This is a genomic window from Streptomyces sp. NBC_01241, from assembly GCF_041435435.1.
In the GTDB taxonomy this organism is placed as follows: Bacteria; Actinomycetota; Actinomycetes; order Streptomycetales; family Streptomycetaceae; genus Streptomyces.
The window spans coordinates 6,031,617-6,055,761 of sequence record NZ_CP108494.1; the positions used below are offsets into that span (position 1 = coordinate 6,031,617).

Here is a 24,145-nt window from a genome sequence, read left to right on the forward strand (position 1 = left end):
ACGCGGGGGAGTGCTGATGAACGGTGGTCTTACGGTGTGAGACGGGACTACGTCACTTCCGAGGTGCGCGGACGTCACTTCTGACGCTTGTAGAACGGCAGCGCCACGACCTCGTACGGCTCGTGGCTGCCCCGGATGTCCACTCCGACGCCCGCGGTGCCGGGCGTGGCGTGCGCGGCGTCCACGTACGCCATGGCGATCGGCTTGCCCAGGGTGGGCGACGGGGCGCCCGAGGTGACCTCGCCGACGACCTCGCCCCCGGCGACCACGGAAAAACCGGCGCGCGGTACGCGGCGGCCCTCGGCGATCAGGCCGACCAGCTTGCGGGGCGGGGCGGTCTCGGCGCGCTCGGCGGCGGCCCGGAGGGCTTCGCGGCCGACGAAGTCGCCCTCCTTCTCGAACTTCACGACCCGGCCGAGACCGGCGTCGAACGGGGTCAGCCCGGTGTTCAGCTCGTGCCCGTAGAGCGGCATGCCCGCCTCCAGGCGCAGCGTGTCGCGGCAGGACAGCCCGCACGGGATCAGGCCGCGGGAGGCGCCCGCCTCGGTGAGGGCCTTCCACAGCTGTTCGGCGTGCTCGGGGGCGACGAACAGCTCGAAGCCGTCCTCGCCGGTGTAGCCGGTACGGGCGATCAGCGCGGGGACACCGGCGACGGTGCCGGGCAGGCCGGCGTAGTACTTCAGGCCGTCCAGGTCGGCGTCGGTGACGGCGGCCAGGATGGCGGCGGACTCGGGGCCCTGGACGGCGAGCAGCGCGTACGCGTCGCGGTCGTCGCGCACCTCGGTGTCGAAACCGCCGGCCCGCGCGGTCAGCGCGTCCAGCACGATCTGGGCGTTGCCGGCGTTGGCGACCACCAGATATTCGGGGGCCTCGGTCTCGCCCAGCCGGTAGACGATCAGGTCGTCCAGGATGCCGCCGTCCTCGGCGCAGATCATCGTGTAGCGGGCGCGGCCCATGGCGACGGTGGCGATGTTGCCGACCAGCGCGAAGTTCAGGAAGGCCGCGGCCTCGGGGCCGGTGACGGTGATCTCGCCCATGTGCGACAGGTCGAAGAGACCGGCCCTGGTGCGGACCGCGTTGTGCTCGTCGCGCTCGCTGCCGTACCGCAGGGGCATGTCCCAGCCCGCGAAGTCGGTCATGGTCGCGCCCAGCGAACGGTGCAGGGCATCGAGGGCAGTAAGACGGGGGGCGGTGCTCATGGATGTGGCTCCCAGGGCATGACGACAGGACGATCCCTCCCCATCTGTCATCGGAACCTGAGAGGTTCGCCGAGAGCCCCATGAGGGGTTCGGCTTGCACCTTGGGTGGAGCCGCGGAGCGGCCCGCTTTTCAGATCTGCCTCATCCACGCGGTACGGGGCCTGAGAGATTCAAGGGAGGAACTTGCTCCTTCGGCGCCCGGCACATGCAGTGACCGGAGCTCTCCCGCGCGGATTCAAGCGGCCTTTATGCAGTTGGCCCGGTCATCATCGCACGCGTCGCGCCGGAGTGGATCCCCGGTCCCTCGCGGGAATCAACGGCGTGGACGGTTGTGCCGCATTACCTTTTCTTTACACTTCAGGGGCATGCGTGGGGTGACCCGACAAGGGGGAGGGGCGATGACGTTGCAGCGGTACGCGACGACCGCGGGGGGCGCGCACGGAGCGATGTCCGCACAGCCAGGGGCGGCACCTGTCACGGAAGCGCGCGGTCCGCACGCGCCCGTCGTGCGGGACCTGCGGGAGCGGGGCGGGCGCGGCCCGCGCAGCCTGCACTTCGCGGCGGGCGACGTGGTGGTGGTGTCCGGGCTGCCCGGCAGCGGCAAATCCACGCTCATCCGGCGGACGGTGACGACGGCCCACGCCATCGACTCCCAGGACACCCGGGACCGCTGGGCGGAACTCGTGCCCGGGTTATTGCCGTACGCCCTGTACCGGCCCCTCGTCCGCGCCGCCCACTACTGGGGGCTGTGGCGGGTGCTGCGCTCCGGCGAGTCCGTCGTCGTCCACGACTGCGGAACCCAGACGTGGGTACGTGGCTGGCTGGCCCGTGCCGCGCGGCGCCGGGGCCGCGTCCTGCACCTCGTCCTGCTCGACGTGGCACCGCAAACGGCGAGGGACGGCCAGCGCGAACGCGGCCGCGGCGTCTCCGGATACGCCTTCGCCCGGCACCGCAGGGCGGTGGGGAGGCTGTTGCGGGGCGCCGAGACCGGCCTGCTGCCGCCCGGGTGCGCCTCGGCGGTGCTGCTGGACCGGGAGGCGGCCGGGCTGCTGGCCCGGATCGCGTTCGCGGACGTACAGGGCCCGGGAGCCGGACGTTAACCTTCTGCCGGAAGGCTCGGGGAAGAAGGGGAAGCAGTGGACATTCCGGCACAGGGCCAGTCCCATCCGCAGAGCGGATGGCCCGCCAATGAGCTCGAAGAGGTGCTGATGGCCTCGGTGGGCAGCCCGGAGGCGGGCGGACGGCTCGTCGAGGTGCTCGGGCGCAGCCAGGTCTGGGTGCCGTTGCCGGGCGGCGGCGGACCCGACTCCGCCGACCTGGACCTGCCGACGCTGGAGATCGAGGGTGCCGCGTACGTCCCCGTATTCAGCTCCGAACAACAGTTCCTCAGCTGTGTCGGCACCGCCATGTCCTTCGCCGTCGCGCCCGCCCGCGATTTCGCCCGCGGACTGCCCCCGCAGCTCGGCATCGCGGTGAACCCGGGCGGTGCCGTCGGGATGCCGTTGCCGCCGCCCGCCGTGGCCGAGCTCTGCCGCGCCGGACGCAGCCTGCTGGACGGACCGGCCGGCGGCGGCCGGGTCCGGCTGTACGAGCCGGACTGGAAGGAGGAGCCCGTCGACTTCCTCGCCGCGGCGGCCGGTGAATTCGAGGAGAGCGGTGTCGTGCTCACCGCGCGCCGGACACTGGCCAGCGTCGAGGGGGGCGAGCCCGTCCTCTTCATAGGCGTGGAGTTCTCCACCTGGGAGGGCGCCGGGCGCAATGCCCCCATGGACGCCCTCGGCCGTGCACTCGGCCGCGTCGAGGTGCCCTGGCCGGTCAATCTGGTCCTGCTCGATGTGGCGCAGGACCCGGTCGGGGACTGGATGCGGGAGAAGGTCCGGCCGTTCTACCGGCGCGAGACCCAGTAGCACGCCGACGGCTGCGGAGTCGATTGCCGCGTCGGCCCATGGCGTCAAGTCGGTGTCAGGACCGGCGCATAAGCTGGTTTGATGGCTGGTGCCACGGCATCATGCCGCACCTGTGTGCCCCGGGAGCGGCGGGCCGACACAGTGGCACAGAGGATCGAAGAGGGGGCGGGACCAGGTGAGTGCGTCAGGCACCGCGGCGGCCGGGCAGGTCGAGCACATGCTGCGCCAAGTGACGCCCGGGCGCTATGACGCGTACGAGGCACTGCTGCAGGCCCTCGCGAACGACCGGATCTGGATGCTCCTCTGGCACGGTCAGGCGGGCTCGCCCGACGCCCAGTACGGGAACATGGAGGTCGACGGCCTCGGCTACGCCCCCTGTGTGACCTCCGCCCAGGAGCTCTCCGCCAGCGGCTGGAACCGGGCCCATGAGCTCGTCACCGGCCGCGACATCGCCCGCGCCCTCTTCCCCGACCGCTGGGGCATCTGGCTCAACCCGCACGCCCCGGGCGGCGGCGTCGGCATCCCCTGGCTGGACCTGCGCCGGATCGCCACCGGCCTCGACCGGATGCCCGCGGGCCCGCTCCGGCTCACCGAGCCGGCCATCGAGATCCCGCAGTTCTACGCCCTGCTCACGCAGAACGCCCACCACACCCCCGCGATCCGCTCGCTGCGCCGCGCCTGGGTGCAGCCCGCGCTCGGGGTCCCGTATCTCGCCATCGGCCTCGATCTCTACGACATGGGCCAGTCCTCGGTCGATGCCGTGCGCGCGATGATGCAGCAGTCGATCGGCGCGGTCCCGGACGGGCTGCCCGTCTCCACGGTCGCGATGTCCGACGAGTACGACCCGGTCGCGATGTGGCTGCGCGCCAACACCCGCCCGTTCTACGACCGCGAGGCGCACGCCCCGGCGGCCGGCTACGGCTACCCGCCGCCGCAGGGCGCGTACTGAGCCTGCCGGCGGTCCTGTGTACGTACCGGGGCACCCCGGCGCACCCGGAACGGCAGGTGTAGGTGTCGGGCGCGCCGGGAATGCATGCGTATGGTCCCTGATGGCTGGAACGTAACGTACGTATACGGCACCAACTCCCTGAATCCCGGCCCGCGTTCCCGGCCCTTCCGTACGTCCTCGTCCCGTGTGTGCCTCGCGGAACTCTCTGCGAGGTTTCCCGCCCCCATGTCCGAGATCTCCGTGATGGGGATGTCTGATGACGAAAGCGGCGTGAATCTACGCGCGTGCCCCCCTTCCGCCTCAACTGACCTGTGTTCGGCGGGCGTTCACATCCGTCCGGATAACGGAACACCCCTGACCGCATCACGGTTAGGCATCCATTCGCCTGACGGTATGGCTACCGCGCGCAACAGCAATGAAGACTCCCGCAGCAAGGGCGTCCTGCCGCCTCCGTGTACGACTGACTGATCCGTGCCGCCACAGCGGCCAGTTCGGCCCGGCCACCGCCGGTTGAGAGGGGTCCTTGCCACGATGACGGCACCACTGCATGAGCCGACCACGGAAGCGGACCCGATCGCGACCGGTGGTCCCGCAGCCGACTCCGGGGTGAAGAAGGTCGAGGGACGGTCTCTCAAGCAGATCGCCTGGAACCGACTGAAGCAGGACAAGGTCGCGCTGACGGGTGGCATCGTTGTCCTCGTCCTGATCGTGGTGGCGATCTTCGCGCCCTTCATCGTGGGGCTGCTGGGGCACCCGCCGAACGACTTCCACCAGGACAAGCTCGACCCGCTGACCAATCTCCCCACCGGTTCCCTCGGTGGTGTGAGCGGCGACTTCCTCTTCGGCGTCGAGCCCAACAAGGGGCGCGACGTCTTCAGCCGGATCGTCTACGGCGCCCGGATCTCGCTGCTCGTGGCGTTCCTCGCGGCCCTGGTCGCGGTGGCGCTCGGCACGCTCTTCGGGATCATCGCCGGTTACTTCGGCGGCTGGGTCGACGCAGTGATCAGCCGGGTCATGGACGTGCTGCTGTCGTTCCCGCAGCTCCTGTTCATCATCTCCCTCGTCTCCGTCCTCCCCGACGATCTGCTCGGCCTCACCGGCAGCGGGGTGCGCATCGCCGTACTCGTCGCCGTCATCGGCTTCTTCGGCTGGCCGTACGTGGGACGCATCGTCCGGGGCCAGACGCTCTCGCTGCGCGAGCGCGAGTACGTGGAGGCGGCGCGCAGCCTCGGCGGCGGGCGCGGGCACATCCTCTTCCGCGAGCTGCTGCCGAACCTGGTGGCGCCGATCACCGTCTACGCGACGCTCATGATCCCCACCAACATCCTCACCGAAGCGGCCCTCAGCTTCCTCGGCGCCGGTGTCCGGCCGCCCACGGCCTCCTGGGGCGGCATGCTGCGGGATGCCCTGGAGACGTACGAGCACGACCCGATGTTCATGGTCTTCCCCGGCGTGACGATCTTCATCACCGTACTGGCCTTCAACCTCTTCGGGGACGGGCTGCGCGACGCCCTGGACCCCAAGGGGACCCGATAGCCCACGACTTGCCCCTGCTGCACTGTCAGGTGGCTCTTCCCATGGTTCTCCGGCAAGCAATGGCCTGGGACCGCGATCTCGGAGGTTACGAGAAAATGTCCACAGTTACCTCGAAACGACGGCTCACCGCTGGTGCGGCCCTCGTGGTCGCGGCGCTGATGACCACCACGGCGTGCGGCGGCGGCGACGACGGCGGCGGCAGCAGCGACAGCAAGGCGAAGGGCGCCGGCTTCAACGCGGCGTTCAACAAGGTCGCCAACGCGTCCACCAAAACGGGTGGAACCCTGAAGATGGTCGGCAAGCAGGACCTCGACTCCGCCGACCCCCAGCGTGCCTACTACGGCATGGCCTGGGACTTCATGCGCTTCTACACCCGCCAGCTGGTCACGTACGACACCAAGCCGGGCGCCGCCTCCACCAAGCTGGTCGGCGACCTCGCCACCGGCCCCGGTGAGATCACGGACGGTGGCAAGACGTACACGTACAAGCTGCGGTCCGGCCTCACCTGGGAGGACGGCTCCAAGCTGACCTCCAAGGACATCAAGTACGGCATCGAGCGCATCTGGGCGACGGACACCATCACCGGTGGCCCGCAGTACCTGATGCAGACGCTGGACCCCAAGCACGAGTACAAGGGCCCGTACAAGGACACGTCCGCGGACAAGCTCGGTCTGAAGGCGATCGAGACGCCCGACGACAACACCATCATCTTCAAGCTGCCCAAGCCCAACGGTGACTTCGAGCAGTTCCTCGCCATGCCGTCCGGCTCGCCCGTGAAGGCGTCGGAGGACACCAAGGCGAAGTACACCCAGCGGCCGTTCTCCTCGGGCCCGTACAAGTTCGAGACGTACAAGCCGGGCAAGAGCATCGTGCTCGTCCGCAACGACAAGTGGGAGAAGTCCTCGGACCCGCTGCGTCCCGCGCTGCCGGACAAGGTCACGGTGACGATCTCCGCCAACCTGGAGGAGAACGACAAGAAGCTGATGGAGGGCGACTACGACGTCGACCTCAACGGCACCGGCATGACCCAGTCCGGCCGTGTGACCGCCGTCCAGGACCACAAGGACAGCGTCGACAACATGCAGACGTCCTTCGTCCGCTACGTCGCGCTCGTCCACACGGCGAAGCCGCTGGACGACGTCCACTGCCGCAAGGCCGTCTTCTACGCCACGGACTTCGCGGCGCTGCAGCAGACCCGCGGTGGCGAGATCGCCGGTGGCGCGATCGCCAACAGCACCCTGCCGGCCTCCATCAAGGGCCACAGCGACTACGACCCGTACGGCGTCCTCGCCCGCAAGGGCAAGCCGGACGCTGCGAAGGCCAAGGAAGAGCTGAAGGCATGCGGTAAGCCCGCCGGCTTCACCACCAAGCTCAGCGCCCGTAACAACAACCCGGGCGAGGTCGACACCGCCGAGGCGCTCCAGGAGCAGCTCGGCAAGGTCGGCATCAAGATCGAGGTCGACCCGATCGACGGTGCCGAGGCGTCCAGCATCACCGGTTCGCCGTCCGTCGTGAAGAAGCGCGGCTACGGTATGACGATGAGCGGCTGGGGCCCGGACTTCCCGTCCGGCCAGGGCTTCGGCCAGCCGCTGTGGGACAGCCGGTTCCTCTCCGAGACCGGTAACTACAACGAGTCGCAGCTCAAGGACCCGCAGATCGACAAGATCTTCGACGACGCGATCGCGGAGACCGACCCGGTCAAGGCCGGCGAGATCTACAAGAGCCTCGACAAGCGGATCCTGGACCAGGCCGACTGGATGCCCTTCATCTACGAGAAGAACATCACCTGGCGCGGTAAGCGACTGACGAACGCCTACATGTCCGACGCCTACAACGGCCGTTACGACTACGTCTCGCTCGGCGTCGTCAAGTAATCGCTGTAGTCAACAGCATGTGCAGTCAACCCGGTTGACTGCTCCACCGCCGCCGAAACCCGCCAGTCCGAAGGGCAGGTGATGGCCCGGGGCGGTGGCCGGGAGCCCCCACGAGGGGTTCCCGGCCACCGGCGGGCCGCGCACAGTGCTTGCTTATCTCATCCGGCGCCTGTTCGCCGTAGTCATCATGGTGCTCGTCGTACTGCTCGCGACCTTCACCATCTTCTTCATGCTGCCCAAGTGGGCGGGTCAGGACGTCGCAGTCCTCTTCGCCGGCAAGGCTTCCGGTGCCGAGCAGCTCCAGGGCATCCGGATAAAACTGGGTCTCGACGACCCCCTCCTCGTCCAGTTCTGGGACTTCGTCAAGGGCATCCCGATGGGGCGTGACTACGCGAACGGTGACGACATCACCCACTGCGCCGCACCCTGCTTCGGCTACTCCTTCCGCACGGAGGTACCGGTCTGGACCACCCTCAAGGACGCCCTGCCCGTCACCGGTGCGCTTGCCGCCGGTGCCTGCGTCCTGTGGCTCATCGGCGGCGTCGCCACGGGTGTCCTGTCCGCGCTCAGGCGCGGCACCATCTGGGACCGTGCCGCGATGACCACCGCCCTCGGCGGTGTCTCCCTGCCGATCTTCTTCACCGGCATGGTCGCGATGGGCCTCTTCGTGCACAACCTCGGCTGGGTGCACATCGCCGACAACCTCTCCACGGACGACGGCATCGGCACCTGGTTCCAGACCTTGATCCTGCCGTGGATCGTGCTCGCCTTCCTGAACGCCGCGATGTACGCCCGCCTCACCCGAGCCACCATGCTCGACGTGCTCGGTGAGGACTACATCCGCACCGCGCGTGCCAAGGGCCTGGGCGAGGGGACCGTCATCACCCGGCACGCCCTGCGCTCCGCGATGACGCCGATCCTCACCGTCTTCGGCCTCGACATCGGTGTGCTCCTCGGTGGCGCCGTCCTCACCGAGTCCACGTTCAACCTGCCGGGGCTCGGGCTCGCGGCGGTCCAGGCCATCAGCAACAAGGACCTGCCTGTGATCCTCGGCGTCACACTGTTCGCGGCTCTCGCGATCGCCGTCGCCAACCTCGTCGTCGACATTCTGTACGCCGTCATCGACCCGCGAGTGAGGCTGGGATGACCGAACTGCACAAGAGCGGTGCCGCGCTGGGCGAACCCGCCCCGGCGGGCTCGCCCGCTCCCACCGCCTTTCTCGAAGTGCGCGACCTCAAGGTGCACTTCCCGACCGACGACGGTCTGGTCAAGTCCGTCGACGGGCTCAGTTTCACGTTGGAGAAGGGCAAGACCCTCGGTATCGTCGGGGAGTCCGGCTCCGGCAAGTCCGTCACGTCGCTGGCCATCATGGGCCTGCACACCGCGGGCCAGTACGGAAAGCGCAAGGCACAGCTCTCCGGCGAGATCTGGCTGGACGGCAAGGAACTGCTGTCCGCGGACCCCGACGAGGTGCGCAGGCTGCGCGGCCGCGACATGGCCATGATCTTCCAGGACCCGCTGTCCGCGCTGCACCCGTACTACACGATCGGCAAGCAGATCGTGGAGGCGTACCGCGTCCATCACGCCGTCGACAAGAAGACCGCCCGCAAGCGGGCGATCGAGATGCTCGACCGGGTCGGCATCCCGCAGCCCGACAAGCGCGTCGACAGCTACCCGCACGAGTTCTCAGGCGGGATGCGCCAGCGCGCGATGATCGCCATGTCGCTGGTCAACAACCCCGAGCTGTTGATCGCCGACGAGCCGACGACCGCGCTGGACGTCACCGTCCAGGCGCAGATCCTCGACCTGGTCCGGGACCTGCAGAAGGAGTTCGGCTCCGCGGTCATCGTCATCACCCACGACCTGGGCGTCGTGGCCGAGCTCGCCGACGACATCCTGGTGATGTACGGCGGCCGCTGCATCGAGCGCGGACCGGCCGAGCAGGTGTTCTACGAGCCCCGGCACCCCTACACCTGGGGACTGCTCGGCTCGATGCCGCGCCTCGACCGCGACCAGACCGACCGGCTCATCCCGGTCAAGGGTTCCCCGCCGTCGCTCATCAACATCCCGTCGGGCTGCGCCTTCAACCCGCGCTGCCCGTACGCGGACGTGCCCAAGGACGACGTGACCCGCACCGTACGGCCCGAGCTGCAGGAGGTCGGCAGCCGGCACTGGGCGGCCTGCCACATGTCGCAGGAGCAGCGGGAGCGTATCTGGACCGAAGAGATTGCGCCCAAGCTGTGAGCGAGGACAAGGCCGTGACGAGCGAGGACAAGGGCGTGGACGTTCCGGCGCAGAGGTCTGCCGGGGGCAGCGGGACGGTCAAGGACGCAGCCTCCCGCGAGGTGCTGCTCAAGGTGACCGGGCTGCAGAAGCACTTCCCCCTCAAGAAGGGGCTGCTGCAGCGCAGCGCCGGTGCCGTGAAGGCCGTCGACGGGATCGACTTCGAGGTGCACTCGGGCGAGACCCTGGGCGTCGTCGGGGAGTCCGGCTGCGGAAAGTCGACGATGGGCCGGCTGATCACCCGGCTGCTCGAACCCACCGCGGGGAAGATCGAGTTCGAGGGGAGGGACATCACGCACCTCGGCGTCGGCGCCATGCGCCCGATGCGCCGCGACATGCAGATGATCTTCCAGGACCCGTTCTCCTCGCTGAACCCCCGGCACACGATCGGCACGATCGTGTCGGCCCCCTTCAAGCTGCAGGGCGTCACGCCCGAGGGCGGCGTCAAGAAGGAGGTGCAGCGGCTGCTGGAGGTCGTGGGTCTCAACCCCGAGCACTACAACCGCTATCCGCACGAGTTCTCCGGCGGCCAGCGCCAGCGCATCGGAATCGCCCGCGCGCTCGCGCTCAACCCCAGGCTGGTCGTGGCGGACGAGCCGGTGTCGGCGCTGGACGTCTCCATCCAGGCGCAGGTGGTGAACCTGCTCGACGACCTCCAGGCCGAGCTGGGCCTGACGTACGTGATCATCGCCCATGACCTCTCGGTCGTCCGGCACGTCTCGGACCGGATCGCGGTGATGTACCTCGGCAAGATCGTGGAGCTGGCCGACCGCGAGTCGCTCTACAAGGCGCCGATGCACCCGTACACCAAGGCGCTGCTTTCGGCGGTGCCGATCCCGGACCCGAAGCGCCGCTCGGCCAAGAGCGAGCGCATCCTGCTGAAGGGCGACGTGCCGTCGCCGATCTCGCCGCCCAGCGGCTGCCGCTTCCACACCCGGTGCTGGAAGGCGACGCAGGTCTGCAAGACGCAGGAGCCGCCGCTGGTCGCGCTGAAGACCGGGCACCAGGTGGCCTGCCACCACCCGGAGAACGCGCCGGACCAGGTGCCCGGCGAGACCGTGACGGCGGCCGCGCGCGAGGCGATCGAGGTCGTCGAGGTGGGGAAGCCGGAGGCCGACACCGTACGGGAGCCGGAGACCGACACCGTACGGGAGCCGGAGACCGACACCGTACGGGAGCCGGAGACGGACACCGTACGGGAGCCGGAGACGGACACCGTACGGGAGCCGGAGGCGGACACCGTACGGGAGCCGGAGGCCGAGGAGAACGCGCCGGACGAGAACGCGGCCGGGGAGAGCGGGGCCCAGAGCAACGCGGCCGACAAGAACGCGGCCGGCGACGGCGCCGCATCGCCCGGAACGCCGGAGGACAGCCCGAAGGGGTAGTACCGGCACAATTGCCCGGTGCTCAACGAACTGTTCACGTCCTCCGTCCAGCATGCGCTCGACATCGCCGGGATCTTCGTCTTCGCGATCTCCGGCGCACTGCTCGCCGTGCGCAAAAACTTCGATGTCTTCGGCATCGCGGTACTGGCCGAGGTGACCGCGCTGGGCGGGGGGCTGTTCCGTGACATCGTCATCGGAGCGGTCCCGCCCGCGGCCTTCACGGACCTCGGCTACTTCACCACTCCGCTCTTCGCCGCCTTCCTGGTGTTCTTCCTGCACCCGCAGGTCGAACGGATCCAGGTGGGCGTCAACGTCTTCGACGCGGCCGGCCTCGGGCTGTTCTGCGTCACGGGCACGGTCAAGGCGTACGGCTACGGCCTCGGACTCACCGCGTCGGCGGCCCTGGGCCTGGCCACCGCGGTCGGCGGCGGCGTGCTGCGTGACGTCCTGGCCAACGAGGTGCCCTCGCTGCTGCGCTGGGACCGCGACCTGTACGCGGTGCCCGCGATCGTCGGCGCCACGGTGATCGTGCTGTGCATCCGCTTCGAGGTGCTCAACGCGTTCACCAGCGGTGCCGCGGTGATCGCGGCCTTCGCGCTGCGACTGCTCTCGATGCGCTACCACTGGCGGGCCCCGCGCGCCTACAACCGGCGGTCGGCGACGGCCGAGGAGGGATCCGAGGCCTCCTGACACGTCCCGCGCCCGACGAGTCGCGCGGCCGATGAGTCTGCGCCCGACGAGTCCCGCACCCGACAAGCCCCGCCCCTGACGCCGAATGCCGACATCTTTCGGCCATGAAAAAGCTACCGCTCAGTAATACAATCGGTGTACGGTGCGTGGCATGGCACAGGCAGCAGAGCAGGTGGCGCGGACCGCGCAGGCAACCATCGGGGACAGCGAGTTCGACCGCGACACCGCCGTCACCCTTCGCGAAGAAGGCGTCTACGACGCGGAGCTCTCCGCCGGATGGACGATCATCCAGGCGGTCAACGGCGGCTATCTGCTGGCCATGCTCGGCCGTGCGCTCGGCGAGGCCCTGCCGCACCCGGACCCCTTCTCGGTCTCCGCGCACTACCTCACCGCGTCCGTCCCGGGCCCCGCGGTGATCCGCACCCAGACGGTCCGTACCGGCCGCACCCTCTCCACCGGCCAGGCCTCCCTCTTCCAGTACGCGGAGGACGGCACCGAGGTCGAGCGCATTCGGGTCCTCGCCACCTACGGCGATCTGGACGGGCTGTCCGACGAGGTCCGCACATCGGCGAAGCCGCCGGCCATCCCGCCGCAGGCGCACTGTCTCGGCCCGAGCGACGGCCCGGCCCCGATCCCCGGCAGCTCCGCCATCACCGAGCGGCTCGACATCCAGCTCGACCCGGCAACGGTCGGCTGGGCCGTCGGCGCCCCTTCCGGCAAGGGCGAGATGCGCGGCTGGTTCGGTCTCGCGGACGGCCGCGACGCCGACCCGCTCTCGCTGCTGCTCACCGTCGACGCGCTGCCGCCCACCTCGTTCGAGCTGGGCCTCAAGGGCTGGACGCCGACCATCGAACTCACCACCCATATCCGCTGCCGCCCCACCCCCGGCCCCCTGCGCGTCTCCATCACCACCCGCAACCTCGCGGGCGGCTTCCTGGAGGAGGACGCGGACGTCTGGGACAGCGCGGACCGGCTGGTGGCCCAGTCCCGCCAGCTGGCCAGGGCGCCGCGCGCATAGCCGCACGGGGGAGCGAGGCGCGGTGCCCCGCCCGGTGCGGCTACCGGGTCGCGATCCGCCCGGCACACACCCCGCCCCCGGGCGCCGGGCGGCGATCCGCCCGGCACACACACCCCGCCCCCGGGCTCGTAGAATCGAGCCCACCATGGCTTACCTCGACCACGCCGCGACCACGCCGATGCTTCCGGAGGCGATCGCGGCGATGACCGCCCAGCTCGCCGTCACCGGTAACGCGTCCTCATTGCACGCCGCCGGGCGCCGGGCCCGCCGTACCGTCGAGGAGTCGAGAGAGACCCTCGCCGACGCTCTCGGCGCACGCCCGAGCGAGGTGGTCTTCACCTCCGGGGGCACCGAGGCGGACAACCTCGCGGTGAAGGGCCTGTACTGGGCCCGCCGCGACACCGACCCCCGTCGCACCCGGGTGCTGGCCAGTCCGGTCGAGCACCACGCGGTGCTGGACGCCGTCGACTGGCTCGCCGAACACGAGGGCGCGAACGTCGAATACCTCCCCGTCGATCGGCACGGACGCGTCCACCCGGACGTCCTGCGCGAGGCGATCCTCCGTAACCCCGATGATGTCGCGCTGGTCACCGTGATGTGGGCCAACAACGAGATCGGCACGATCATGCCGGTACGTGAACTGGCCGCCGTGGCCCGCGAGTTCGACGTACCGATGCATGCGGACGCGGTGCAGGCCTTCGGGCAGCTGGAAGTCGACTTCGCCCGGTCCGGGCTGGCCGCGATGACGGTCAGCGCGCACAAGATCGGCGGACCGTTCGGCGTCGGCGCGCTGCTGCTCGGCCGTGAGTACACCCCCGTACCCGTGCTCCACGGCGGCGGCCAGGAGCGGCACGTCCGCTCGGGCACCCTCGACGTGCCCGCCATCGCCGCCTTCGCCGTCGCGGGACGGCTGGCCTCCGACGGGCGCGAGGAATTCGCCCGCGAGATCGGCGCACTCCGCGACGACCTCGTCGCGGCGGTGCTGGCGGCCGCGCCGGACGCCGTCCTCGGCGGTGACCCGGCCCCGGGCGGCCGGCTCCCCGCCAACGTCCACTTCACCTTCCCCGGCTGCGAGGGCGACTCCCTGCTCCTGCTGCTCGACGCCCAGGGCATCGAATGCTCCACCGGCTCCGCCTGCACCGCCGGGATCGCCCAGCCCAGCCACGTCCTGCTGGCCACCGGCACCGACCCGGACCTGGCCCGCGGCACCCTGCGCTTCTCGCTCGGCCACACCTCCACCAAGCAGGACATCGACGAGGTGGCCCGCGCGATCGGACCGGCGGTACAGCGGGCTCGGACAGCGGGACTCAGCTAAGGCCTCTCGGCCCCGCCCGGTCACCGGCCCCGTCCAGTCACCAGCCCCGTCCTGCGATCGGCCCTGTCCGGGACCGGGCGGGGCCGCGTGGTCACTGGCGGGGCCACGCGGTCACCGCGTGGCCGCCGCCCGGACCAGCTTCAGATACCGGTCCCAGTCCCAGTGCTTCCCCGGATCGGTGTGGTCCGTGCCCGGCACCTCCACGTGCCCGATGATGTGCTCCCGGTCCACCGGCATCCCGTACCGCCCGCAGATCGCCGCCGTGAGCTGCGCCGAGGCCCCGTACATTGCCGCCGTGAAGTCCTGCGGCCGGTCCACGAAGCCCTCGTGCTCTATGCCGACACTGCGCTCGTTGTACGACCTGTTCCCCGCGTGGAACGCCACATCCAGCTCACGGATCATCTGTGCCACATGGCCGTCCTTGCGCACCACATAGTGCGCCGCCGCCCCGTGCCCCGGGTTCTGGAAGACCTTCACCGCGCTTTGGTAGCTGCCCTGGGTGACATGGATGACGACCCGGTCGATCGGATAGTCGGCGGGACGGTCGGCCCGCCGCCAGTTCGCTGCGGACGCCGATATCCACTCGGCCCGTGCGAAGTCCACCTCGCCCGGCGTGCGGGGCTTGTCCACCCCGGGCAATCGCCACCAGGCGCGCTCCACCTTCTCCCGCGCCAGCGCGGCCGCGCCCACCGCCGTGACGGCAGTGCCGATCAGCAGCCCGCGCCGGCTGATGCCGTGCCCGGACTTCGCCCCCGCGGAGCCCTTGGCGCCGGCCGTCCCCTTGGTCCCCATGTGGTCCACAACGCATATCCGTGAGCGTTCGGTTCCCGGCGCCCCGTACTCTGGTGGAGCTATGACTCAGACTTCCCAGCGTCCCCTCCGCGTACTCGCCGCCATGTCGGGCGGTGTCGACTCCGCCGTCGCCGCGGCCCGCGCCGCCGAGGCGGGGCACGACGTGACCGGTGTGCACCTCGCCCTCTCCGCGAACCCGCAGTCCTTCCGTACCGGAGCGCGCGGCTGTTGCACGATCGAGGACTCCCGCGACGCGCGCCGCGCCGCGGACGTCATCGGCATCCCGTTCTACGTCTGGGACCTGGCGGAACGCTTCCGTGAGGACGTCGTGGACGACTTCATCGCCGAGTACGAGGCCGGGCGTACCCCCAACCCGTGCCTGCGCTGCAACGAGAAGATCAAGTTCGCCGCGCTGCTCGACAAGGCCCTCGCGCTCGGCTTCGACGCCGTATGCACCGGCCACTACGCCACCGTCGTACTGCGTGAGGACGGCAGCCGCGAGCTGCACCGCGCCTCCGACATGGCCAAGGACCAGTCGTACGTCCTCGGCGTCCTGGACGACAAGCAGCTCGCCCACGCGATGTTCCCGCTCGGCGACACCCTCACCACCAAGGACGAGATCCGCGCCGAGGCCGAGCGCCGGGGCCTCGCCGTCGCCAAGAAGCCCGACAGCCATGACATCTGCTTCATCGCCGACGGCGACACCCAGGGTTTTCTGGCGAGCCGCCTCGGCACGGCGGAGGGCGACATCGTCGACGAGTCGGGTACGAAGGTCGGCACCCACGAGGGCGCCTTCGGCTTCACCATCGGCCAGCGCAAGGGCCTGCGCATCGGCCACCCCGCCCCCGACGGCAAGCCCCGCTACGTCCTGGACATCTCCCCGGTGAACAACACGGTGACGGTCGGCCCGGTCGAGTCCCTGGACGTCACCGCCCTCACCGCCATCAGGCCCCGCTGGTGCGGCACGGCCCCCTCCGGCCCCGGCACGTACACCGCCCAGCTCCGCGCCCACGGCGGCGAGACCGAGGTGACGGCGGAACTGGTCGACGGGACGCTGAACGTCACCTTCACCGAGCCGGTACGCGGCGTGGCGCCCGGCCAGGCGGTCGTCCTGTACGACGGCACCCGGGTGCTCGGCTCGGCGACGATCGCGACGACGGTGCGCAGGGAGACCTCGGCGGCGTCCGGCTGATCACAGTGGCCGACGCGTATCGCGGCTCATTTGATGCACGACGCGACAGCTCATCCGACGCACGAGGCGACAGGCCGAAGCCCACGAAGTACTCCGGAGAGGGCTCTACGAACCCGGGAAGTACATACTTCTGGCCTCCGACACCTCCGCGAGAATCTCGCTGACATCGGGGAAATTGGCGTCATGTTCAATGATCACGTTTTTCGGATTGCATAGGCTTGCCGCATGGGCCGCGAGTTCCCATATCTCTTTCACTATCAATTCCGAATGGCTGTCTACGTGCTTTCCTGTAGAATCCAGAGATGATCCCGCGAGGTGTATATGTACTACCCTCTCCATCGGTATCCTCTCCAGGTAATCACTGGCAGAGAACCCGTAGTTCCGTGAATTTACGAAGAGGTTGGTGACGTCGAGCAGAATGAGACTGTCCGTTGCGGTCGTCAGCTCTGCGATGAAGGAGGCTCCGGACAGGTGGTCCGGGGACGGGCTCACGGAGTACGTCACGTTTTCCAGAGCCAATGGGACCCCGAGCTCCTCCTGGGCCTGAATCACATTCCTTTTGCAAGCAGCCAGGCTGGATTCGCTCAGGATCGGCGGGCACAGATGCCCTGAATCCATTCCGGGAATATACGTCATCGCCAGATGTTCGCTGTGATACGAAGCGCCGCACAGCGATATCGCATCCCGCACGAAGGCCAGATACTCTGAGTCGATTGCGCCCGCACCGGCAACAGACATCGAAACACCATGCGTGACGACTTCGTACTTACTCGTCAGTTCACGCAATGCATCGAGATTCTCCGCATGTCGCCACTGGTCGACCAAGATCTCCAGGACGTCGAGGTCCGACTCGTGCCCCTCGAGTGCTTTCGCCAATTCGCTACGGTATCCGATGCCGGCCCCGTAGGACGGGATGTCCGACGCCGAGAAAGGATGCATCACTCCGAGGTACCCCTCTCGGATGTGTGGGTCGATCTCCTCAGGGACCACAACGCACACGCGCGGCAGGCATCACACCCCTCCAGCGGTGCTGCGAGGGGAAAGTCAATTGATTCTGATATATCCTCGAACATCGGCTCTCACCTTAGGTCCGAATCCGCATGGGCTAGGAATCTTCGCGGCCGGCATGCCAGGCCACGACACCAATATTCACAAAGTCATGGATGAGTGTCTGCAGGTCCGATTCTGATACCCCCATAGCTTCGCGCAACTCTTTCCCGCATATTTCCGATCCGGTATGCGGGACGGCCAGTTCTTCCAGGACCTTGAACGCCGGCCGGGCGAGCTTCAGGACGGTCGGGCGGTGTTGGTGAGACCTCGGCGGTGCGACCAGTAGATTCGTCATCGAATCCGTCGCGGCTCGGAGGTCTGTCTTCCGCGTCATCACCGGAAGGGGGTCCACCTCGAAGGAGCCTATGTTCGTACCCTTCGGCCGCCAGTACAAATTGCTTCGCGAGAAACGATGCGGCGTGCTCTCGCTGTTCAAGGAGTCTGCTGCCGGGTGTCGCGAGGTGATGAGCATCAGTTCCAGCCGTGCGACCGACGGTAGGGCTTTGGGGATCCCGTAATAAACAGATGCTTCACGGATGTACTGAACAAAGGTCGCCGCTTTGACCTCTTGCGAATCCGAATGCCCGAACTGTCGCATTTCCAGAAAATCCTGGATGACGAACTCGAATTCATCTCCCAGTAAGGAAAATGTCACGGGGAGCATGGATGAAAGTGCCAGTTGCTGCTTCAGTCGCAACGTCGAGGCAAATTCTTGCACTTCTTCATTGGAGATTCCGGCAAGAAAGGATGATCCCTCCTCGTCCAGATCCAGTCTTCGGATGAATTCTTTCTTATTGATGCTGTATGCCAGTTGGTACCCGGGGTTCAGGTAGAGCCTGAAGAGCACCCCCTGGATGCTGTGCATATCCATGTCGCTTGCTCCTTGCAACGCAATGCGAGAATGCGGGCGGGCAGCCGATATCGTCATGCGGATATCGGCTGCCCGTCCGCATCTCAAGCCGTCAGGGCTGACCCGGGCCGCCGCACGGAGTGCAGCACCTCGATCCTCCGGGTATGCAGCACAGAGGCGGGAGGACCACCCCTTCGAAACCCTCGCTGTCGAGTTCGGCGATCGTAATCATCGGAGACTCGATGCTAAACACATCTACTTCGGTCGCGGTCAGTGACATTGGCGCCTTCCAGGGTAGATACGTATTCGGCTTTGCCATATCTGGCGGCTCTTCAATTCTCCGCCGGGATCAGTGTCTCCGTCGCTCTCGATCATGTCCAGGGGATCTATGGTCGTGGCTGGATTTCGACGTAACGAGCAGACTTTCGGCCAGAGTTGGAGTATCGGAGGACGCGGCAAGCTCCGGGAGTTCGGCGTCATCGGCCACGGCCGGCAGTGCGGGCCGGTCGCCGCAGGCGCCACCGAGTTCCGCACCGGGGATGGTGAATGCGGCGGAAAATCGGCCTTGTTGTGGATACGGCGGACAATCAGCCTTGCTCGAGACCCAGTCCCTCGACACACTCGCGCCCGAGTGCCACCCCGGTCTCTTCGCGCTCAGCACCCCGCCAACTGGCGGTTGCACCCGCGTCCTGGGGACGGTCCTCGTCGACCGCGCGCTGACGTGTACCGTCGTCTTCCCGCTTCTCCAATTACCGCCACCTGGAAGGTTCATGAACCCGCACGGTCACATAGCTCAGCGTTTCCCGCTCGTCGCCCGCTTCCGGCCCGCATGCCTGCCTCTGCCCAAGCGCGTGCACACGCTCGTCGCCGTGGCCGACAGGGCAGTGCGCACGGCTGATCAAGGGCTCGCGTCGGTGGTCTACAACCAGGCCGCACTCATCGCCTCCGACCTCGGCCTTCCAGAACTGGCCCGCGAGATGTGCCACCAGCAGGCCGTCGCCTACCTCCATGCCTGCCCCTTACCCGGCACTGCGGCGATCAGCGCGCTTACGCCCGTCGTCAACCTCGCCCGCTTGCGCATCCGCGCCGGTCACTCGGACGAAGGCCGCCATCGCCTCCTTGCCCTGTACGAAGCCGTCGGAGCCGGTAGCGCTGCCCGGTTCGAGGGCGTCACCGTCCCGGACGGCCTGGTCTCGACTCCCGAAGAGCGCCAAGAGGTCCGTACCTGGCTGTGGCGGGTCCTGATCGACGACGGCACCCGTACCCTCACCACCGCCGGCCGCTGGACCGAGGCCCTCGCGCACATCGAGTCCCACCGTGGTATCGGGAAGCACATGCTCGATGGCCGCCAAGTCGCCGTCCTCGCCGCACTCACCTCGGGGAAGGCGCCCGCCGCCGATGCCCTGTTGGCGGCCACGACATCCGGAGAACCTTGGGAACAGGACGTCACCGCCTCTCTGGCCGTCCTGTGCCGACGAGCCCTCGGCCGCCCCGTCGACGAACACCTCACGGCCCTGGTCGACGCCTACACACAACGGGAGACCGATCAGCGCCTCACGGTCTTCCATACCCGACTCGGGCTGGTCATCCTCGATCTCGTCGAATGGTCGGAGCACCCGGCCGCGCGCCTGGTGGTTGACGCTCTGTATCGCCGGACCGTCAGCACTGCGGACGGATACGCGGCCCGGGAATGCCTGGCACACCCTCAGTTCCAGACGCTCGCCACCGAGCAGCAAACGCGGGACTGTGCCGATCTCCTGCGCACCTGTGCACTGGGTGCAGGAGCCCTTCCCGGCTCTCTGCGAGCGGCGTTGACCGATGCTCTGCAGGTAAGCGACCGGGTTATCCGCGACAGCGTGGCACCCCGATCGAAATCGAAGGCGTAGCGGGCCGGGGACGTACACGGGCTGCCGCCCTATGCGCCCGTCCTTCTGATCGCCGCACCAGCCCCGAACTGAGGCGAGGTCACGACCGACCTCGGCCAGGACCTCAGCGCGCAGACTGCAAAGCGGCGCCCGGTGCGGCAGGGGGCGCAGCCCGCTTAGGGAGCTGTCGAGGCTCTGCTCAGCGGTGAGGAGGAGGCGCTGGCCCAGTGACTGGTTTGCAGGTCAGTCGATTTCGCCGTTGCCGCTCTTCATGCCCAGCACAAGCGCACGCAGCGCGACCCGGCTTGTCACCAGAACGGCATCGGGGCTCTCGCTCTCGCGGATTGCAACGCCGTCGGCTCGCGACGCGGCGACCTCGACGCAGTTATTGCCGCCGCCTGCGCAGAACGACGAGCGCTGCCAGTCACGTTCGGGCATTTCTTGACCTCTCACAGCTCGCGGGCGATGGACCGGATGAGCTCTCGCGATTCTTCAGGAGGGAGCGCAGAGCGTTCCATCAGGTCCAGAAGGGAACGATAGTTCCCCAGTGGCGTCGGGGCATCAACGAATTGGCCGCCGAACGAGGTGTCGAGTTGGACCGTGTCCAGTTGCGGGACGGGGCCCTCGGCGTAGAGGATCGATTGTCCGGCGCCGTGGAAGGGGCCCGCGCTGAATGGGATGACCAGTAGAGTCACGTGACCCAGCTCGGATGCGTTCGCGAGGTGGTCCAGCTGTCGGCGGGACACATCCCGACCACCGAACTCCAGGCGCAGCGCGGCCTCATGGATGATGCCGAGGTACGGAGTCGGGCTCTCTCCGGCGATGATGGCCTGGCGGCCCATGCGGTGAGCCACCCGGAGTTCCACCTCCAGTCGGGGCAATTGCGGTACCGCGAAGTCGAAGATTGCTCGCGCGTGTTCCTCGATTTGGAACAGGCCAGGCAGGTGGACGGTCTGGGCCGTCCGGATGCGCGCCGCGAAGTGCTCGATCTCGGAGACGTCGAGGTGCCCGTCGGGGAGTTTGCCCCGGTACTCGTCCCACCAGTGTCGTGTCCGTCGACCGCCTGCCATCGAGGCGAGCGCATCGACCAACGACGAGTCCGGGCATCCGTAATGGCAGGCGATCTGCCGAACGCGTTCCTCGCTGAGCCCGGTACGGCCCGCCTCGATGTTGGAGATCATCGTGCGGTCGGCGCCGAGCATTGCGGCCGCCTCCAGGATTGAGATGCCGGCCTGCTCGCGCATGCGGCGGACTTCAACGGCCAAGCGGCGCTGGCGGCCTGTGGGTGCATTTCGTGGAGCCATGGGTCCTCTCTCGTGCGCGCACAGTCTTGCAGGGGCCCTGCGAAGCGGTCCAGTGAGCAAAGTAGGGACTCACTCATTCGTGGAAATTTACTCACATGTGAGTGGTGATGCTTTAGCTTATGAGTCGCGTCGCTGGCATGACCGTAGGCGGCGGAAGCGCACCGGTCCCCCTGCCCGCCCGGGAACGCGGGAAGCCGGACCGGCATTGCCACCGCCCACAGCAACCGACCGTGGCGCACGTCCACTTGAGGCCACTCGCACGCGCCCCAGGAGGTGCCCGTGAGGAACGAACCCACCACCTACGCCCCGTACGCCCACCACCCCGTCCCCATTCCCTTCGCCGAACCCTGGAGTTACGAACTCGCCTTCCCCTGCGACCCGCGCAGCCCCAGCATCGCCCGCACCACTCTGCGCGCCATCCTCGGCGCCCACGAACTGGTCGAACTCAGCTACCGGGCCGAGCTGTTGACGTCCGAGCTCACCACCAACTCCGTACGGCACACCAAGGGCCCGGCCGCCGTTCGGCTCCAGTGGCGGCACCCGGTGCTCCGGATCAGCGTCCGGGACATGAGCCCGGACCTGCCGAAGCCGTACGCGCCGCCCGCCGACCCTTACGCCGAGGCCGGGCGGGGCATGGCGATCCTCGAACTCGTCGCCGACCGCTGGGGAGGGTGCGCCATAGGGGAGGGGGCGGACGGGCCGGGCCGCAAGACCGTCTGGTTCGAACTCGGGCTCGGCATCTGACCGCAGAGACGGCGGCGCCCGGCCCGGTCACGTCCGACCTCCGTACGGGCGTCACCGGGCAGGGCGTGGGTTCAGGAGGCCTGGCGCGCGTACATGTCGCTGCCGAAGAACTCCGCCAGGACCGGGGCCACCGCCTGCGGTGCCAGTTCGCGGGTCTGGCCCGTCAGGGTGCGGTGGCGGGCGCGCGGGAGTGCGTCGGCGAGGGCACGGGCCGAGAGCCGGGCGTGGGAGCCTCGGTCGCCGCCGTGCTCAATGCTCCGCCGACCAGGATCACCGGCGGTCCTTCGCCCCGGCGCCGATACGCGATCAAGGTGCCGTCGCGGGAGAGAGTCTTGTCCATGTGAGAGAGGACTGCGATTCCGTCACAAAGTCATCGCTGCGGACGTGAATTTTCTGAGCATTTTCAACTCCGCAGGTCACAGGGGTCCCTGTTGATCAGTCGGAGGCGGTCTCGGTGTCGTAGAAGCAGAAGTGGTCCTTGATCGCGGCGACTTCGGGCTTCGGCTCGGGATAGGCCCAGACGAGATCGGCCGCGTCCGGCAGCGACCAATAGGAGGCGTCGCCCTTGAACGGGCAGTGGGTGTGCGTGTTCGAAGCCGTCAGCAGTTCTGTGCGGACGTCCTCGGGCGGCAGGTAGTAGCGGGGCGGGCAGCCCGTCTCACGCAGTACGAGCGGGCGCCGGCTCTCGGCGAGCACCTGCCCGTCGCGCACCACACGTACATGCTCGGTGCCGGGTTCGACGGTGATGATGTGTCCTCGTGTGGAAGTCATGTCTGGTTCAGCAGCGTCGCGGGCCGGTTTCTTCCCTTTCCCTCGCCGGTGTCTGCCGGATTTCCACCCGGCCCCCTGGTGTGTCAGTGGTGGCCTTTACGGTGGCTGCATGAACATCTGCGTTTTCCTCTCCGCCGCCGATCTCGACGACCGCTACACCCAGCCCGCCCGCGAATTCGCCGAGCTGCTGGGCCGGGGCGGGCACAGCCTGGTCTGGGGCGGTTCGGAGAGCGGGCTGATGAAGGTCGTCGCCGACGGGGTGCAGGAAGCGGGCGGACGGCTGGTCGGGGTGTCGGTCGACTTCCTGGCCGCGAAGGCGCGTACCAGCGCGGACGAGATGGTGATCGCGCGCGATCTCGCCGAGCGCAAGGCACTGCTCCTGGAGAAGGCCGACGCGATCGTGATCATGGTGGGCGGTACGGGGACGCTCGACGAGGCGACCGAGATCCTGGAGTTGAAGAAGCACGGCAAGCACGACAAGCCGGTGGTTCTGCTCAACACGGCGGGCTTCTACGACGGGCTGCGCCAGCAGTTCCAGCGCATGGAGGACGAAGGCTTCCTACCCGTCCCGCTGAGCGACCTGGTGTTCTTCGCGAAGGACGGCGTGGGCGCCCTGGCCTACCTGGAGGAGTGGTCCGGCCTGCGGTGACGCGGCGGCGGGGTGCGATCAGTGGAGTGCGATCATGGGGGCATGTCCACTCATGTCATCACCGGCGCAGGCTCCGGCATCGGCGCAGCTGTCACCCGTCGTCTTCTGGAGCGCGGTGACGAGACCGTGCTGCTGGCCCGTGACGCGGGCCGCGCGAAGGAGCTGGCCGCGCTCCACCCCGGCGCTCGCACGCTCGTCGGTGACCTCTCCAACCCGGACCGGCTCTCCTGGGCGCTCGCCCAGCAGGCGATGCCGGAGCGGGTCGACTCGCTGCTGCACATCGCGGGCGTCGTCGAGCTCGGCAAGGTCGGTGACCTCACGCCCAAGGCGTGGCACTTCCAGCTCAACGCCAACCTGGTCGCGCCCGCCGAGCTGACCCGGCTCTTCCTGCCGCAACTGCGGGTCGCCCAGGGCCATGTGCTCTTCGTCAACTCGGGCGCCGGCCTCTCCGCGAGCGCCGAGTGGAGCGCGTACGCCGCGAGCAAGCACGGCCTGAAGGCGCTCGCCGACGCGCTGCGCCAGGAGGAGCACGCGAACGGGGTTCGTGTGACCTCCGTCTATCCAGGGCGCACCGCCAGTCCCATGCAGGCCAAGGTCCACCAGCAGGAGGGCAAGGAGTACGACGCCTCCTGCTGGATCGACCCCGAGTCGGTGGCCACCACGATCGTGATGGCCATCGACCTGCCGCGCGATGCCGAGGTCAACGACCTCACGGTGCGACCCGGGCGCTGAGCCGCCCCGGCCCCGACCGCCGCCGGTCGACGGGGCCGGG

At 68.4% G+C, this 24,145-nt stretch carries 23 protein-coding genes, 1 pseudogene and 1 riboswitch; of the genes and pseudogenes, 16 read left to right on the forward strand and 8 right to left on the reverse strand.

Annotated features, from left to right (window positions below):
- Nucleotides 1–74 precede the first annotated feature (74 nt).
- A complete protein-coding gene (gene gcvT / locus OG306_RS27145) occupies nt 75–1,199 on the reverse strand; it encodes a glycine cleavage system aminomethyltransferase GcvT (RefSeq protein ID WP_371665684.1) in 1,125 nt (374 codons plus the stop codon).
- Between the two features lie 140 nt (nt 1,200–1,339).
- A riboswitch (glycine riboswitch) is annotated at nt 1,340–1,437 on the reverse strand.
- Nucleotides 1,438–1,597: 160 nt separating this feature from the next.
- Here gcvT and OG306_RS27150 point away from each other — a divergent pair.
- The 11 genes from OG306_RS27150 (at nt 1,598) to OG306_RS27200 (ending at nt 14,156) form a co-directional block, all read left to right on the forward strand.
- Nucleotides 1,598–2,299, forward strand: a complete 702-nt coding sequence (locus OG306_RS27150) for an AAA family ATPase (RefSeq protein WP_371665685.1) — start codon at nt 1,598–1,600, stop codon at nt 2,297–2,299.
- A gap of 36 nt (nt 2,300–2,335) precedes the next feature.
- Nucleotides 2,336–3,106 carry an enhanced serine sensitivity protein SseB gene (locus OG306_RS27155; protein ID WP_266748735.1) on the forward strand — a complete coding sequence of 257 codons (771 nt, stop codon included), beginning with the start codon at nt 2,336–2,338 and terminating at the stop codon, nt 3,104–3,106.
- A gap of 175 nt (nt 3,107–3,281) precedes the next feature.
- Nucleotides 3,282–4,055, forward strand: coding sequence for an enhanced serine sensitivity protein SseB C-terminal domain-containing protein (locus OG306_RS27160; RefSeq protein WP_266748736.1), 774 nt, complete (start codon nt 3,282–3,284; stop codon nt 4,053–4,055).
- Between the two features lie 531 nt (nt 4,056–4,586).
- Nucleotides 4,587–5,591: an ABC transporter permease gene (locus tag OG306_RS27165; RefSeq protein WP_266748737.1), complete on the forward strand. Its 1,005-nt coding sequence runs from the start codon at nt 4,587–4,589 to the stop codon at nt 5,589–5,591.
- Nucleotides 5,592–5,686: 95 nt separating this feature from the next.
- Nucleotides 5,687–7,465 (forward strand): ABC transporter substrate-binding protein, encoded by a 1,779-nt coding sequence (locus OG306_RS27170; protein ID WP_266748738.1) that lies wholly within the window; start codon nt 5,687–5,689, stop codon nt 7,463–7,465.
- A gap of 145 nt (nt 7,466–7,610) precedes the next feature.
- A complete protein-coding gene (locus OG306_RS27175; protein ID WP_266748740.1) occupies nt 7,611–8,612 on the forward strand; it encodes an ABC transporter permease in 1,002 nt (333 codons plus the stop codon).
- On the forward strand, nt 8,609–9,709 hold the full coding sequence (locus OG306_RS27180) for an ABC transporter ATP-binding protein (protein WP_371665686.1): 1,101 nt from the start codon (nt 8,609–8,611) through the stop codon (nt 9,707–9,709). Before OG306_RS27175 ends, OG306_RS27180 begins: the two co-directional genes overlap by 4 nt.
- 35 nt (nt 9,710–9,744) lie before the next feature.
- Nucleotides 9,745–11,133, forward strand: coding sequence for an ABC transporter ATP-binding protein (locus OG306_RS27185; protein WP_371666275.1), 1,389 nt, complete (start codon nt 9,745–9,747; stop codon nt 11,131–11,133).
- An 18-nt stretch (nt 11,134–11,151) separates the two neighbouring features.
- A complete protein-coding gene (locus tag OG306_RS27190; RefSeq protein WP_266748743.1) occupies nt 11,152–11,823 on the forward strand; it encodes a trimeric intracellular cation channel family protein in 672 nt (223 codons plus the stop codon).
- Between the two features lie 151 nt (nt 11,824–11,974).
- On the forward strand, nt 11,975–12,841 hold the full coding sequence (locus OG306_RS27195; protein ID WP_266748745.1) for a thioesterase family protein: 867 nt from the start codon (nt 11,975–11,977) through the stop codon (nt 12,839–12,841).
- 145 nt (nt 12,842–12,986) lie between these two features.
- Nucleotides 12,987–14,156 (forward strand): cysteine desulfurase family protein, encoded by a 1,170-nt coding sequence (locus OG306_RS27200; protein WP_371665687.1) that lies wholly within the window; start codon nt 12,987–12,989, stop codon nt 14,154–14,156.
- 111 nt (nt 14,157–14,267) lie between these two features.
- Here OG306_RS27200 and OG306_RS27205 read toward each other — a convergent pair whose 3' ends face one another.
- Nucleotides 14,268–14,948: an N-acetylmuramoyl-L-alanine amidase gene (locus OG306_RS27205; RefSeq protein ID WP_266752474.1), complete on the reverse strand. Its 681-nt coding sequence runs from the start codon at nt 14,946–14,948 to the stop codon at nt 14,268–14,270.
- A 61-nt stretch (nt 14,949–15,009) separates the two neighbouring features.
- On the opposite strand from OG306_RS27205, the gene mnmA reads away from it, so the two are divergent.
- Entirely contained in the window at nt 15,010–16,140 is a 1,131-nt protein-coding gene (gene mnmA / locus OG306_RS27210) for a tRNA 2-thiouridine(34) synthase MnmA (RefSeq protein ID WP_266748748.1), read from the forward strand.
- Nucleotides 16,141–16,245: 105 nt separating this feature from the next.
- Here the strand turns inward: mnmA and OG306_RS27215 are convergent, their stop codons facing one another.
- Together OG306_RS27215 and OG306_RS27220 are read right to left on the reverse strand one after the other, a co-directional pair.
- Complete coding sequence (locus tag OG306_RS27215) at nt 16,246–17,130, reverse strand: DUF692 domain-containing protein (RefSeq protein ID WP_371665688.1); 885 nt, start codon at nt 17,128–17,130, stop codon at nt 16,246–16,248.
- Nucleotides 17,131–17,245: 115 nt separating this feature from the next.
- The gene (locus tag OG306_RS27220; protein WP_266748750.1) at nt 17,246–18,061 is read right to left on the reverse strand and encodes a hypothetical protein; all 816 of its coding nucleotides are present in this window, start codon (nt 18,059–18,061) and stop codon (nt 17,246–17,248) included.
- Between the two features lie 749 nt (nt 18,062–18,810).
- On the opposite strand from OG306_RS27220, the gene OG306_RS27225 reads away from it, so the two are divergent.
- Entirely contained in the window at nt 18,811–19,926 is a 1,116-nt protein-coding gene (locus OG306_RS27225; protein WP_266752475.1) for a hypothetical protein, read from the forward strand.
- A gap of 222 nt (nt 19,927–20,148) precedes the next feature.
- Here OG306_RS27225 and OG306_RS27230 read toward each other — a convergent pair whose 3' ends face one another.
- Both OG306_RS27230 and OG306_RS27235 read right to left on the reverse strand, forming a co-directional pair.
- Nucleotides 20,149–20,343: a DUF397 domain-containing protein gene (locus OG306_RS27230; RefSeq protein ID WP_266748751.1), complete on the reverse strand. Its 195-nt coding sequence runs from the start codon at nt 20,341–20,343 to the stop codon at nt 20,149–20,151.
- Nucleotides 20,344–20,354: 11 nt separating this feature from the next.
- Nucleotides 20,355–21,149: a helix-turn-helix domain-containing protein gene (locus tag OG306_RS27235; RefSeq protein WP_371665689.1), complete on the reverse strand. Its 795-nt coding sequence runs from the start codon at nt 21,147–21,149 to the stop codon at nt 20,355–20,357.
- 339 nt (nt 21,150–21,488) lie between these two features.
- Between OG306_RS27235 and OG306_RS27240 the strand changes: the two genes are divergently transcribed.
- Entirely contained in the window at nt 21,489–21,953 is a 465-nt protein-coding gene (locus OG306_RS27240) for an ATP-binding protein (protein ID WP_371665690.1), read from the forward strand.
- Nucleotides 21,954–22,179: 226 nt separating this feature from the next.
- Here OG306_RS27240 and OG306_RS27245 read toward each other — a convergent pair.
- A pseudogene (locus OG306_RS27245) lies at nt 22,180–22,293 on the reverse strand (alpha/beta fold hydrolase); the annotation flags it as partial.
- Nucleotides 22,294–22,388: 95 nt separating this feature from the next.
- Nucleotides 22,389–22,724 (reverse strand): DUF427 domain-containing protein, encoded by a 336-nt coding sequence (locus OG306_RS27250; protein ID WP_266748754.1) that lies wholly within the window; start codon nt 22,722–22,724, stop codon nt 22,389–22,391.
- 109 nt (nt 22,725–22,833) lie between these two features.
- Between OG306_RS27250 and OG306_RS27255 the strand changes: the two genes are divergently transcribed.
- Together OG306_RS27255 and OG306_RS27260 are read left to right on the forward strand one after the other, a co-directional pair.
- The gene (locus OG306_RS27255; protein ID WP_266748755.1) at nt 22,834–23,373 is read left to right on the forward strand and encodes a TIGR00730 family Rossman fold protein; all 540 of its coding nucleotides are present in this window, start codon (nt 22,834–22,836) and stop codon (nt 23,371–23,373) included.
- Nucleotides 23,374–23,415: 42 nt separating this feature from the next.
- The gene (locus tag OG306_RS27260) at nt 23,416–24,105 is read left to right on the forward strand and encodes an SDR family oxidoreductase (protein WP_266748756.1); all 690 of its coding nucleotides are present in this window, start codon (nt 23,416–23,418) and stop codon (nt 24,103–24,105) included.
- Nucleotides 24,106–24,145 lie beyond the last annotated feature (40 nt).